At 71.1% G+C, this 13,435-nt stretch carries 10 protein-coding genes; 8 read left to right on the top strand and 2 right to left on the bottom strand.

The features are described 5' to 3' along the window. Positions 1-195 precede the first annotated feature (195 nt). Positions 196-699: a helix-turn-helix domain-containing protein gene (locus tag AMIS_RS08750; protein ID WP_014441857.1), complete on the bottom strand. Its 504-nt coding sequence runs from the start codon at positions 697-699 to the stop codon at positions 196-198. A 324-nt stretch (positions 700-1,023) separates the two neighbouring features. Continuing rightward, positions 1,024-1,566, bottom strand: a complete 543-nt coding sequence (locus tag AMIS_RS08755) for a TetR/AcrR family transcriptional regulator (RefSeq protein WP_014441858.1) — start codon at positions 1,564-1,566, stop codon at positions 1,024-1,026. Between the two features lie 91 nt (positions 1,567-1,657). On the opposite strand from AMIS_RS08755, the gene AMIS_RS08760 reads away from it, so the two are divergent. The 8 genes from AMIS_RS08760 to AMIS_RS08795 all read left to right on the top strand — a co-directional run bounded on the left by AMIS_RS08760 (position 1,658) and on the right by AMIS_RS08795 (position 13,395). Beyond that, complete coding sequence (locus AMIS_RS08760) at positions 1,658-3,253, top strand: FAD-dependent oxidoreductase (protein ID WP_014441859.1); 1,596 nt, start codon at positions 1,658-1,660, stop codon at positions 3,251-3,253. A 45-nt stretch (positions 3,254-3,298) separates the two neighbouring features. Beyond that, entirely contained in the window at positions 3,299-4,597 is a 1,299-nt protein-coding gene (locus AMIS_RS08765) for a hemolysin family protein (RefSeq protein WP_014441860.1), read from the top strand. A gap of 48 nt (positions 4,598-4,645) precedes the next feature. Continuing rightward, on the top strand, positions 4,646-5,878 hold the full coding sequence (locus AMIS_RS08770; RefSeq protein WP_014441861.1) for an SLC13 family permease: 1,233 nt from the start codon (positions 4,646-4,648) through the stop codon (positions 5,876-5,878). A gap of 315 nt (positions 5,879-6,193) precedes the next feature. Beyond that, the gene (gene kdpF, locus AMIS_RS08775; protein WP_041829638.1) at positions 6,194-6,283 is read left to right on the top strand and encodes a K(+)-transporting ATPase subunit F; all 90 of its coding nucleotides are present in this window, start codon (positions 6,194-6,196) and stop codon (positions 6,281-6,283) included. Continuing rightward, complete coding sequence (gene kdpA / locus AMIS_RS08780) at positions 6,283-7,929, top strand: potassium-transporting ATPase subunit KdpA (protein ID WP_014441862.1); 1,647 nt, start codon at positions 6,283-6,285, stop codon at positions 7,927-7,929. The genes kdpF and kdpA overlap by 1 nt, the downstream gene beginning before the upstream one ends. Next, positions 7,926-10,037 carry a potassium-transporting ATPase subunit KdpB gene (gene kdpB, locus AMIS_RS08785; protein ID WP_014441863.1) on the top strand — a complete coding sequence of 704 codons (2,112 nt, stop codon included), beginning with the start codon at positions 7,926-7,928 and terminating at the stop codon, positions 10,035-10,037. The genes kdpA and kdpB overlap by 4 nt, the downstream gene beginning before the upstream one ends. 6 nt (positions 10,038-10,043) lie before the next feature. Further along, positions 10,044-10,874, top strand: coding sequence for a potassium-transporting ATPase subunit C (locus tag AMIS_RS08790; RefSeq protein WP_014441864.1), 831 nt, complete (start codon positions 10,044-10,046; stop codon positions 10,872-10,874). A 22-nt stretch (positions 10,875-10,896) separates the two neighbouring features. Next, entirely contained in the window at positions 10,897-13,395 is a 2,499-nt protein-coding gene (locus AMIS_RS08795) for a sensor histidine kinase (RefSeq protein ID WP_014441865.1), read from the top strand. Positions 13,396-13,435 lie beyond the last annotated feature (40 nt).

Here is a 13,435-nt window from a genome sequence, read left to right on the forward strand (position 1 = left end):
GGCGGTCGCGCCGTCCTGTCCCACGGGTCCGCGTGGTCCGTGGCCTGCTCTGTCGCCGGCGGGCCTGCTGTGTCGCCCGGCGGGCCTGCTCCCCGCCTTCCGGGACTGCTCCGTCGTCCGGCAAGCCTGCTCCGCGGCCGGCGGGCACGCTCTGCGGTGCGGCGGCATGCTTCGTCACCCGCGGGACCCGCTTCGTCAGGCGGCGGGGCGGAACACTCCCTCCAGCACCAGGTCGACCGATCGGTCCGCGGCGGCCCGGGCGGCCGTCACGTCGCGCGTCGTCTCGGCGACGGCCTGGACCATCGCGAAGAGCAGCACCAGATCCTCCGGGACCAGGTCGGCGCGGACGTGCCCGGACTCGCGAGCCCGGCGCAGCGGCACGGCGAACGCGGCGACGACCCTCTGCAGGAACCGCTCCTGCATCGCCGGATCGAGCCGGCGGGCCAGGCTGACCAGGCCGCGCAGGGTGATCAGGGAGTGCAGGGTCTCGCGGAGCAGGCGGCGGAAATCGGTGTGCGCCGCGTGCGTCTCCAGCCGCTCCAGCTGGTGGCCGATCACGCCGGCGAGCAGGGCGTGCCGGTCGGCGAAGTGACGGTAGAGCGTGGCCTGACCTACGCCGGCCCGGCGGGCGATCTCGGGCATCAGGGCGAAGCCCTCGCTGCGGGTCAGGACCTCGCTCGCGGCCTCGAGGATGGCCACACGGTTGCGCTGTGCGTCACGGCGACGCGTGGCCGGGGCTCCGTACAGCAACCTGCACCCCCTTTGCTACCGACGAGTCACGTTACTAGCCGGTAACGAGAATGTCACCATCGTCGAATTCTCGGAACCGGCGACGCGGTCGCCATCGGCGGCGTCCCGTCCCGTCCCGTCCGTCAGTCCCGGCCGGCCGGCCGCGGATCGTGGAACTTCGCGGGCCGGCTAGTGCACAGTGTCGCGAGAGGGGCCGGACGGCCTGGGGGATCGCTGAGGTCGCGGGGCTTCTCGGGGACGGGATCGGTGCTTCTGGGGGCTGCCGATCGCGTACTAGATCGGTTTGGTGCGGAGGGTGCGCAGCGAGGTCTGGTAGAGGTGGTTTTTCAGGGTTTCGTCGGGTAGGTCGGACAGGGACGGCTCGGCGCCGGCCATCACCAGGCCGCCGGCGACCATGAGGACGTCGACCCTGGTGGCGGGGGAGGGGTCGGGGCCGGTGAGCAGGTCGACCAGCCGGGTGATCGTGGACATGGCGGGGTGGCGGCGGACCAGGCGGGTGACGACCGGGTCGAAGCTGAGGACGGCGGCCAGGCGGCGGTGCCGGACGATCTCGTCGATGGCGGCGCCCAGGATGTAACGGCGGCGGGCGGCGGTGGTGCGGCGCCGGGCGGCCTCGGTGGCGATCGGCTGCAGACCCTCCATGATCGGGTCGATGACCGCCAGGACGATCTCCTCCTTGGTGGGGAACTGGTGGTAGACCGCCGCCTTCGTGACGCCCATCCGATCGGCGATCATCTGCAGCGACGTGCCGCTGACGCCGTGCTCGGCGAAGAGCTCCAAGGCTGCGGCCACGACCCGGTCCCGTGCGGTGCGCATGCCCGACAGCGTAACCAGATCTTGTCTGCTGATAGCCGAGCGGCTAGGTTGCCGAGCAACCAGCAGTAGCCGATCGGCTAGGAGATGCGACGTGGCGTTTGACCGTGAGATCGATGTGCTCGTGGTGGGTACCGGTGCGGCCGGGCTGACCGCCGCGATCGCCGCCGCCGACGCGGGGGCGAAGGTCCTCGTCGTGGAGAGCACCGGCAAGTGGGGCGGCACCACGGCGCTCAGCGGCGGCGGGCTGTGGATGCCGACGAACCCGCTGATCCGTGGCGAGGACTCGGTGGAGAAGGCGCTCACCTACATGGAGGCGGCGATCGGCGACGCCGGGCCGGCCAGTTCCCCGGAGCGCCGGAGGGCTTTCGTGGAGACGGTTCCCGAGGTGTACGCCCTGCTCAGCCGCCTGGGCGTGCGATGGGTCGCCTCGCACGACTACCCGGACTACTACCCGGACCGGCCGGGCGGCATGGTCGGGCGGGGCATCGAGGTCGAGCCGTTCGACACCAAGAAGCTGGGTGACTGGTTCGCGACGTTCCGCGGGCGGGACAGCATGCCGGCGCCGCTGAAGACCGACGACGTGTGGCTGCTGTCGCGGGCCTGGTCGACGCCGAGCGGATTCGTGCGTGGCGCCCGGTTCGTCTTCCGGGCGCTGTTCGGGCTGCTCAGCGGGAAGCGGCTGTTCGGGATCGGGTCGGCGCTGACGGCGAGCCTGTTCACGATCGTGCGGAACCAGGGGACCGAGGTGCTGCTCAACACGCCGCTGACCGAGCTGATCGTGGAGGACGGTGCGGTGGCCGGGGCGGTTGCCGGAAGTCTGCGGATCAAGGCGTCCAAGGTGATCCTCGGGGCGGGCGGGTTCGCCCGTAATACCGCCTGGCGGGAGAAGTATCACGGGGTGAGCGGCTACAGCTCCGCCGCCGACGGCGACACCGGTGACGTCATCCGGATCGCGGCCGACGCGGGCGCGCGGCTGGAGCTCATGGACGACGCCTGGTGGGGAGCGTCGGTGCCGCTGCCGGACGGGCATCACCAGTTCGTCCTCTCCGAGCGGTCGATGCCGTACAGCATCGTGGTGAACCAGCTCGGCGACCGGTACACCAACGAGTCCGCCAGCTACATCGACTTCGGTCACGCCATGCTGGAGGCGGAGAAGGCGAACCCGAGCTGGCTGATCCTGGACGTGCGGCACCGGCGGCGCTACCTGTTCAACGCGTTCCTGACCGGCACCAAGAAGCTGCGCGAGGCGGGCATCGTGCGCTCCGCGGACACGATCGAGGATCTCGCCGGGTTGCTCGGCATGGAGCCGGCCCGGCTGCGGGCCACGGTCGAGCGGTTCAACACCTTCGCCCGCAGCGGCGTGGACGCCGACTTCGGCCGGGGCCGGACCGTCTACGACAACTATTACGGCGACCCGACCGTGAAGCCCAACCCGAACCTCGGCGCGCTCGCGAAGGGCCCGTTCACCGCGGTCCAGCTGGTCCCCGGCGACCTCGGCACGAAGGGTGGTCTGCTCACCGACGAGTATGGCGCGGTGGTCGGGGTTTCCGGGCTCTACGCGGCGGGAAACACCACGGCGTCGGTGATGGGCCGGACCTATCCGGGACCCGGTTCGACGATCGCTCCGGCGGTGGTCTTCGGGTACCGGGCGGGCAGGGCAGCAACGGCGGACCTGCTCACCCGGTAACCTGGGAACTTCGCATCTCCAACAGCGAAGGAGTTGATTTCCGCCGTGGGCGGATACGGTTGGCAAGTTGTCCTCGTCGTAGTGCTTGTCCTGCTCAACGCGGCTTTCTCCGGCAGCGAGATGGCACTCATCTCGCTCCGCGAAGGCCAGCTGCAGAGGCTGGAGAAGCAGTCACGCACCGGGAGGACGCTCGCCAAACTGGCGCGGGATCCGAACCGGTTCCTGGCCACCATTCAGATCGGCATCACGCTTGCCGGCTTCCTGGCCTCGGCGGCCGCCGCGGTCTCGCTGGCCCAGCCGCTGATCGACCCGCTGAGCTTCCTCGGCTCCGCCGCGGAGTCGGTGGCCATCGTGCTCGTCACCATCGTGCTGACCTTCTTCACCCTGGTCGTCGGTGAGCTGGCGCCCAAGCGGATCGCCATGCAGCGCGCCGAGGGCTGGGCCATGCTCGTCGCCCGGCCGCTCGACGTCATCGCGACGCTGAGCCGCCCGGTGATCTGGCTGCTCGGCAAGACCACCGACCTGGTGGTGCAGCTGGCCGGCGTCGACCCGAACGCGGGTCGTGAGGAGGTCAGCACCGAGGAGATCCGCGACATGGTCGCCCAGCAGCAGGACTTCACGGCCGAGCAGCGCACCATCATCAGCGGCGCGTTCGAGATCGCCGACCGGATCCTGCGGGAGATCCTGGTGCCCCGCCGCGACGTGCTCATCCTGCCGGCCGACACGCCCGCCGTGGAGGCCCTGGACCGGCTGGTCGCAGGCGGTCACTCGCGGGCGCCGGTGACCGGTCCGATGGGGCTCGACGACGTGCTCGGCGTGGTCCACCTGCGTGACCTGATCGGCGCGTCCGGCCCGGTCCGCGACTACATGTTCAACCCGCTGTTCCTGCCGGAGACCCTCAAGGTGTCCGACGCGATGCGCCAGCTGCGCGCCCAGCACCAGCAGTTCGCCATGGTGGTGGACGAGCGCGGCGCGATCGACGGCATCGTGACCATGGAGGACCTGGTCGAGGAGGTCGTCGGCGAGATCTACGACGAGACCGACCGGGACGTGCAGTCGGTGATCCGGGAGGACGACGGGGCGATGCTGCTGCCCGGCACGTTCCCGATCCACGACCTGCCGGACATCGGGGTCGACATCGAGGAGCTCGACGCGGGCGACTACACCACTGTCGCCGGCCTGGTCCTCGCGCGGCTGGGTCACATCCCCACCGAGCCGGGCGAGACGGTCACCATCGACGGCCACGCCGCCGAGGTCGTGGAGATCACAGGGCGGGCCATCACCCGGTTGCGCCTGCGTCCGCTGGCGGAGAAGCCGGCGGAGGAGGAGGACGCTCACGTCTGACGCGCTCCCCGGTCGCGGTCCGGGGACACGCGCCTTACGCTGCGCTCCATGATCATCTCGCTGGCGCTACTCGGCGCGGTGCTCGCTTTCGCGGTGGCGCGGCCTCGGGGACTTCCCGAGGCCGCTGCCGCGGTTCCCGCGGCGTTGCTGGCCGTGGTGCTCGGCCTGGTCACCCCGGCGGCGGCCCTCCATGAGGTACGGGAACTCGCACCGACCGTGGCATTCCTGGCAGCCGTGCTGGTCCTGGCGTTCGCGGCGGAGAAACACGGCGTGTTCAGCTACGCCGGGGCGATCGTGGCCCGCTCCGGCAAGGGCCGGCCGCGCCGCCTGCTCACCGCGGTCTTCGGCGCTGCCGCGCTGACCACCGCCGTGCTCAGCCTGGACGCCACCGTCGTGCTGCTCACCCCGGTGGTCTTCGCGGTGGCGGCCCGCGCCGGAGTCCGCCCCCGCCCGCACGCCTACGCCTGCAACCACCTGGCGAACTCGGCGTCCCTGCTGCTGCCGGTCTCCAACCTGACGAACCTGCTGGCGTTCGCGGCGAGCGGCCTGACCTTCGCCGGCTTCGCGGCGCTGATGGCCGCACCCTGGATCGCCGTGATCGCGGTCGAATACCTGATCTTCCAGTTCTTCTTCGCCCGGGACCTGGCCGAACCGCCGGCGGCGGAACCAGCCCCGCCCGGACCGGCGCCGCGCTACGCCCTCGCGGTCCTGGGGGTGACATTGGCCGGGTTCGCCGCGTTGCAACCGCTCGGGGTCTCGCCGGCCTGGGTGGCGTTCGGCGGGGCGGTGCTGCTGGCCGTGCCGTTGCTGCGGCGGCGCTCGATCACGGCGCGGGCTCTGCTGGTCGAGGCGAACCCGGCGTTCTGCGCGTTCGTGCTGGGTCTGGGGGTGGTGGTGCTCGCGGTCCGGGACAACGGGCTCGGTGAGTGGGTGGACCGCCTGGTGCCGCAGCACGACGATCTGCTGGGGTTGCTGGGCGTGGCCGTGCTCGCGGCCGTACTGGCGAACCTGCTGAACAACCTGCCGGCCACGCTGGTGCTCCTGCCGGCCGTGTCGTCGTCGCCGGGGCTGCTGCTGGCGGTGCTGATCGGCGTGAACGTGGGACCGAACCTGACGTATGTGGGGTCGCTGGCGACCCTGCTGTGGCGGCGGATCCTGCACACGCGGGACGCGGCGCCGCGGGCGGGGGAATTCGTCCGGCTGGGCGCGGTGACGGTGCCGCTGGGGCTGGTGGCGGGGGTTACGGCGTTGTGGGCGGGGCTGCACCTGTCCGGCGTTTAGGGCGGGTGGGACGCGCTGGTCGGGCTGGGCTCGGGCACACGGTGGACCTTGAGCGGGGTGGGCGATCGGGGTTCGGGTGGGGCGGCGGGACGGGTGGGCTGTGGCGTACGGCGTCAACAGGGTGTGAATAACGCGGCCCGGGGCGTCTGCGCGGCGTGAACGGATCTGTGCACGCCACGCGCGGCGAGATTTGCTTCCGGGGTAAGCGAAAAACCCTTTCCTCAGGAGTTACCCCGTGGCTGATCTCGGGTTCGTCGTTCTCACGGTGGCGCTGTTCGCAGGCCTGACCGTGCTGATCCGGGCGGCCGAACGCTGATGAGCGCCGTCAATCTGGTCGGCCTGGTGCTGGCTGTCGTGCTGGCCGCCTTCCTGGTCGCCGCCCTGCTCTTCCCGGAGAAGTTCTGATGGCCGGCTGGATGTTCGTGTTGTCGCTGGTCGCGGCGATCGTCGTGGTGCACCGGCCGTTCGGCGACTACATGTACCGCGTGGTGTCCGGCACCCGGCACACCGTGGTGGAGAGGGCGGTCTACCGGACTGTCGGCGTGGACGCGGCCGCCGGGCAGACCTGGGGTGTCTACGCCCGGTCGGTGCTGGCGTTCTCGGCCGTCTCGCTGCTCTTCCTCTACCTCTTCCTGCGCGTGCAGGACGCGCTCTGGCTCTCCCTCGGGCTGCCGGCCGTGACCGACCACATCGCCTGGAACACCGCGGTCAGTTTCGTGACGAACACGAACTGGCAGGCGTACTCCGGTGAGTCCACGATGGGTCATCTGGCGCAGATGGCCGGGCTCGCCGTGCAGAACTTCGTCTCGGCGGCGGTCGGCATCGCGGTCGCGGTGGCGCTGATCCGGGGGATCGCGGCCCGGAAGAAGACCACGCTCGGCAACTTCTGGGTCGATTTGACCCGGATCACGCTGCGGATCCTGCTGCCGGTCTGCGTGCTCGCCACAGTCGTTTTCATGATCGCCGGGATGGTGCAGAACCTTTCCGGGGGTACGGAGATCAGCACGCTGACCGGCGGGACACAGCACATCACCGGCGGGCCGGTCGCCTCCCAGGAGGCGATCAAGGAGCTCGGCACGAACGGCGGCGGCTTCTACAACGCCAACTCGGCGCACCCGTTCGAGAACCCGACGACGTGGACCAACTGGCTGGAGATCTTCCTGATCCTGCTGATCCCGTTCAGCCTGCCGCGGGTGTTCGGCCGGATGGTCGGCCAGAACCGGCAGGGCTACGCGATCGCCGCGGTGATGGCCGTCCTCGCGCTCGGCAGCATCGCGCTGACCGTGGGGTTCGAGACGCACGGCGCCGGTACGGTCCCGCAGGCGGTGGGCGCGGCCATGGAGGGCAAGGAGACCAGGTACGGGGTGACGAACTCGGCTGTCTTCGCGGCGGCCACGACGCTCACCTCGACCGGCGCGGTCAACTCGTTCCACGACTCGTACACGTCGCTCGGCGGCATGATGCCGATGGTCAACATGATGCTCGGCGAGGTCGCGCCCGGCGGTGTCGGCTCCGGCCTCTACGGCATGCTGATCCTCGCCGTGATCACGGTCTTCGTCGCCGGCCTGATGGTCGGCCGCACCCCGGAGTACCTGGGCAAGAAGATCGGCGCCCGGGAGATGAAGCTGGCGTCGCTCTACTTCCTGGTGACACCGATCGTGGTGCTCGCCGGGACCGCGGCGGCGTTCGCCACCGGCAACAACGCGACGGCGCTGAACAGCGGACCCCACGGCCTCTCCGAGGTCCTGTACGCGTTCACCAGCGCCGCCAACAACAACGGCTCCGCCTTCGCCGGCATCACGGTGAACACCGGCTGGTGGGACACCGCGCTCGGCCTCGCCATGCTGCTCGGCCGGTTCCTGCCGCTGATCCTGGTCCTGGCGCTGGCCGGATCCCTGGCGAAGCAGCAGCCGGCGCCCGAGTCCGAGGGCACGCTCCCCACCCACCAGCCGCTCTTCGTCGGCATGGTCGCCGGGGTGACCGTCGTGCTCGTCGCGCTCACCTTCCTTCCCGCTCTCGCTCTCGGACCCCTCGCGGAGGGCCTGTCATGACCGCCGTACTGGAGAAACCCGCCGCCGCTCCCGCCGAGACCTCGGTGCGCGCCGGCGGAATCGACCCGAAGCAGTTCCGCCGGTCGCTGCCGGACGCGCTGCGCAAGCTCGACCCGCGCACCCTGTGGCGCAACCCGGTGATGTTCCTGGTCGAGGTCGGCGCGGTCTTCACGACCGTGCTGTCGATCGCCGACCCCAGCCTGCTGGCCTGGCTGATCACGGTCTGGCTGTGGCTCACCGTGCTGTTCGCGAACCTGGCCGAGGCGGTCGCCGAGGGCCGGGGCAAGGCGCAGGCCGCCGCGCTGCGGTCCGCCAAGCAGGACACCGTCGCGTTCCTGGCGGACGGCCGGGAGGTCGCCGCCACCGAGCTCCAGCTGGGCGACGTGGTGGTGGTCGAAGCCGGTCAGATCATCCCCGGCGACGGTGACGTGATCGAGGGCATCGCCAGCGTCGACGAGTCGGCGATCACCGGCGAGTCCGCGCCGGTGATCCGGGAGTCCGGCGGCGACCGGTCGGCCGTCACCGGCGGCACCAAGGTGCTCAGCGACCGGATCGTCGTGCGGATCACCCAGCGGCCCGGCGAGAGCTTCGTGGACCGGATGATCGCCCTGGTGGAGGGTGCGAACCGGCAGAAGACGCCGAACGAGATCGCGCTGAACATCCTGCTCGCGGCACTGACGATCATCTTCCTGCTCGGGGTGGTGACGCTGCAGCCGCTGGCGATCTACTCGAAGGCGTACCAGGCGGCGGCGCCGGACACCTCGGCGATCGACGCGCACGGCGTCACCGGGATCGTGCTCGTGTCGCTGCTCGTCTGTCTGATTCCGACCACGATCGGCGCGCTGCTGTCGGCGATCGGCATCGCCGGAATGGACCGTCTGGTGCAGCGCAACGTGCTGGCCATGAGCGGGCGGGCCGTGGAGGCGGCCGGTGACGTGAGCACGCTGCTGCTCGACAAGACCGGCACGATCACGCTGGGGAACCGCCAGGCCGCTGAGTTCGTACCCGTCGACGGGGTTGATCCGAAGGATCTCGCCGACGCGGCGCAACTGTCCAGCCTCGCTGATGAGACGCCCGAAGGGCGGTCGGTGGTGGTGCTGGCGAAGGAGCTCTTCGGTATCCGGGAGCGGGAGCCGGGGCTGATGGCGGACGCGACGTTCGTGCCGTTCACCGCGCAGACCCGGATGAGCGGGGTGGACATCAGGGACGGCCTTCAGTCCGACAAGGGGCGGGTGGCCGGGCGTCAGATCCGCAAGGGCGCCGCGGCTGCGGTGATCAAGTGGACCGGTACGGCGAGCGCCGAGGTCGACGCGATCGTCGACCGGATCAGCGACGAGGGCGGCACCCCGCTCGTGGTGGCCGAGAACGATCGGATCCTCGGCGTCATCCACCTGAAGGACGTGGTCAAGTCCGGGATGCGGGCGCGGTTCGACGAGATGCGCCGGATGGGCATCCGGACCGTGATGATCACGGGCGACAACCCGCGTACCGCGGCCGCGATCGCCGCCGAGGCCGGTGTCGACGACTTCCTCGCCGAGGCGACCCCGGAGGACAAGCTCGCGCTGATCAAGAAGGAACAGCAGGGCGGGCGCCTGGTCGCGATGACGGGTGACGGCACCAACGACGCGCCGGCCCTCGCGCAGGCGGACGTCGGCGTCGCGATGAACACCGGCACGTCGGCCGCGAAGGAGGCCGGCAACATGGTCGACCTCGACTCGGACCCGACCAAGCTGATCGAGATCGTGGAGATCGGCAAGCAGTTGCTGATCACGCGCGGCGCGCTGACCACCTTCTCGATCGCCAACGACATCGCCAAGTACTTCGCGATCATCCCGGCCATGTTCGCGGCGGTCTATCCCGGCCTGGACACGCTCAACATCATGCGGCTGCACTCGCCGGGCTCGGCGATCCTGTCCGCGGTCGTCTTCAACGCCATCGTGATCGTCTTCCTGATCCCGCTCGCGCTGCGGGGCGTGCGGTACCGGCCGTCGTCGGCGAGCGCGCTGCTGCGCCGGAACCTGCTCGTCTACGGCCTCGGCGGCGTGATCGCGCCGTTCCTCGGCATCAAGCTCATCGACCTGTTCATCCAGTTCATCCCGGGGATCTGATCCGTTATGAGACTGCCTTCGTGGCTGAGCCAGCACCTCGCGGCCCTGCGGGCGCTGCTCGTCTTCACCGTCCTGCTGGGCCTCGCGTACCCGTTGATCTTCGTGGGTGTGGGCAAGATACCCGGCATATCCGACAGGTCCGGGGACCTGACGCTGATCGGCCAATCGTTCACCGACGCGGACGGCAACCCGGTGACCAGGTACTTCCAGAGCCGCCCGTCCGCCGGCGGCTACGATCCGACCGCCACCGGGGCCAGCAACCTCGGGCCGGAGGACGTGGTCGACACGCCGGATCGGCAGAGCCTGCTCACCCAGGTGTGCGCCCGCAGCCTCGCCGTCGGCAAGCTGGAGGGTGTCGACGGCAGCCGTCCCTTCTGCACCGCCGACGGGGTGGGCGCGGTGCTCGCGGTCTTCCACCGCGACGGCTTCACCGGGCCGATCACCCGCGTCGTGTCGGTCAACCAGACCGGCGTCCCGTTCGTCGCGACATATCAGGGCGTCGTCGTCGAGCCGGCCCGGGAGGGCGACGACTACCGGGCGCTCGGCGGCGTGATCACGCCGATCCGCGGGGACGCCCCGGCGGAACCGGCAGTCCCGGCGGACGCGGTCACCGCCAGTGGCAGCGGCCTCGACCCCCACATCAGCCCCGCGTACGCCGAGATCCAGGCGCCCCGCGTGGCGCGCGAAAGGGGCATCAGCCTCGATCGCGTCCGGCAACTGATCACTGACAACACCGACGGGCGAGCGCTGGGCTTTCTCGGTCAGCCGGTCGTGAACGTACTGAAATTGAATCTGGCATTGGACCGCCCATCCAACCACCCCGACCACCGCCCCTGAAAAGGACTGAAGGCTGTCTGTCATGGCTCGCGGCGAGTTGCGGATCTACCTGGGCGCGGCGCCCGGCGTCGGCAAGACCTACACGATGCTGGAGGAGGCGCACCGGCGGGGCGAGCGCGGCACCGACGTGGTGATCGCGCTGGTCGAGACGCACGGGCGCAAGCACACCACCGCGATGACCGCGGGCCTGGAGGTGGTGCCGCGCCGGGAGGTGACCTATCGCGGCGCCGCCTTCGCGGAGATGGACCTGGACGCGGTGCTGGCCCGCCGGCCGGAGCTGGCCGTGGTGGACGAGCTCGCGCACAGCAACGTGCCGGGCTCGCGCCACGCCAAGCGCTGGCAGGACGTCCGGGAGCTGCTGGAGGCCGGGATCAGCGTGCTGACCACGGTCAACGTCCAGCACCTGGAGTCGCTCAACGACGTGGTCGCCCGGATCACCGGCGTCCCGCAGCGGGAGACCGTGCCGGACGCCGTGGTCCGCGCGGCCGAGCAGGTCGAGCTCGTCGACATGACGCCCGAGGCGCTGCGGCGGCGGATGGCGCACGGCAACATCTACCGGCCGGAGAAGGTCGACGCGGCGCTCGGCAACTACTTCCGTACCGGGAACCTCACCGCCCTGCGCGAGCTGGCCCTGCTCTGGCTCGCCGACAAGGTGGAGCAGCAGCTCGGCCAGTACCGCGCCGACCACGACATCGACTCCACCTGGGAGACCCGGGAACGGGTGGTGGTCGCGCTGACCGGCGGGCCGGAGGGGGACACGCTGATCCGCCGGGCAGCCCGGATCGCCGCGCGCAGCAAGGGCGCCGACCTGCTCGCCGTGCACGTGGCCCGCAGCGACGGCCTGGCCGGCGCGAACCCCGCCGAGCTGGCCCGGCAGCGGGTGCTCGCGGAGAGCCTCGGCGGCACGTACCACCAGGTCGTCGGCGCGGACGTGCCGCGGGCGCTGCTCGACTTCGCCCGCGGGGTGAACGCCACCCAGATCGTGCTCGGCGCGTCCAGCCGGGGCCGGTTCGCGCAGCTCTTCGCGGCGGGCGTGGGCGTCACCACGATCGCCCGGTCCGGCTCGATCGACGTGCACCTGGTCACGCACGAGCTGGCCGGCCGCGGTCGCCGCCGCGGGCCGCTGCCGCCCGCGCTCTCCCGGAAGCGGCGGATCATCGGGTTCGGCGTCGCGCTGCTCGGCCTGCCGCTGCTCACCGTCGCGCTGGAGGCCGGCCCGCCCCTGCCGCTGATCGACGACATCCTGCTGTTCCTGGTCGCGGTCGTCGGGGTGGCGCTGATCGGCGGGCTCTGGCCGGCGCTGCTCGCGGCGGTCGGCGGGTCGCTGCTGCTGAACTGGTTCTTCACCGCGCCGGTCGGCCGGTTCACCATCGCCGAGGGGCAGAACCTGCTGGCCCTGGCGATCTTCGTGCTGGTGGCGGTGGCGGTCAGCTGGGTGGTGGACACCGCGGCCCGGACCACCCGGCAGGCCGCGCGGGCGTCCGCCGAGGCGCAGACCCTGGCGGCCGTGGCGGGCGGCGTGCTGCGCGGCGAGCGGCCGCTGACGGCGCTGCTCGACCGGTTGCGGGAGACGTTCGCGCTCGACTCGGTGACGCTGGTGGAGAAGGGGCCCGGCGGGACCGGGACCGTCGTCGCGTCCGTGGGTGATCCGGTCTGCGTCTCGCCGGGCGCCGCCGACGGCGAGGTGACGGCGGACGGCGACCTGATGATCCTGCTGCGCGGGCGCACCCTGGAGGCGTCCGACCGGCGGATCGTGGAGGCGTTCGCGGCGCAGGCCGCCGTGGCGCTGCGTCAGGAGCGGCTGGCCGCCGAGGCGGCCACCGCGAAACCCCTGGCCGAGGCGGATCGGTTGCGCACCGCGTTGCTCGCGGCGGTGAGCCACGATCTGCGTACGCCGCTCGCGTCGGCGAAAGCAGCAGTGGCCTCGCTGCGCAGCTCCGAGGTGGAGTTCGACGACGAGGACCGGGCCGAGCTGCTCGCCACCGCCGACGAGTCGCTGGAGCGTCTGGACCGGCTCGTGGCGAACCTGCTCGACATGAGCCGGCTCCAGGCGGGCGCTCTCGGGGTGGTCCCGATCGAGGTGGGCGCGGAGGAGGTCGTACCCCGGGCTCTTGATGATTGTGGCCCGGAGGGCCGGAAGGTGGCCGTGCGCGTCCCGGAAGATCTCCCGCTGCTGCGGGCCGACCCGGGACTTCTGGAACGGGTGCTGGTGAACCTGGTCGCGAACGCGCTGCGCCACAGCCCGCCGGACGCGCCCCCGATGATCACCGGGAGCACCCACGGGGACATGGTGGAGCTGCGGGTGATCGATCACGGTCCGGGTATTCCGGCGGATCGGTGGGACGACGTGTTCCTGCCGTTCCAGCGGCTCGGCGACCGGGACAACCACACCGGCGTGGGTCTCGGTCTCGCGTTGTCCCGGGGCCTGACCGAGGCGATGGGTGGCACGCTGACGCCGGGGGAGACGCCCGGCGGCGGGCTGACCATGGTCCTGGCCCTTCCGGTGGCCCGGCTGTGCTGATCGTTACCGGACCGGGTAGTTGATCATGGGGCGGCGTAAG

The sequence above is a fragment of the Actinoplanes missouriensis 431 genome, from assembly GCF_000284295.1.
Lineage (GTDB): Bacteria > Actinomycetota > Actinomycetes > Mycobacteriales > Micromonosporaceae > Actinoplanes > Actinoplanes missouriensis.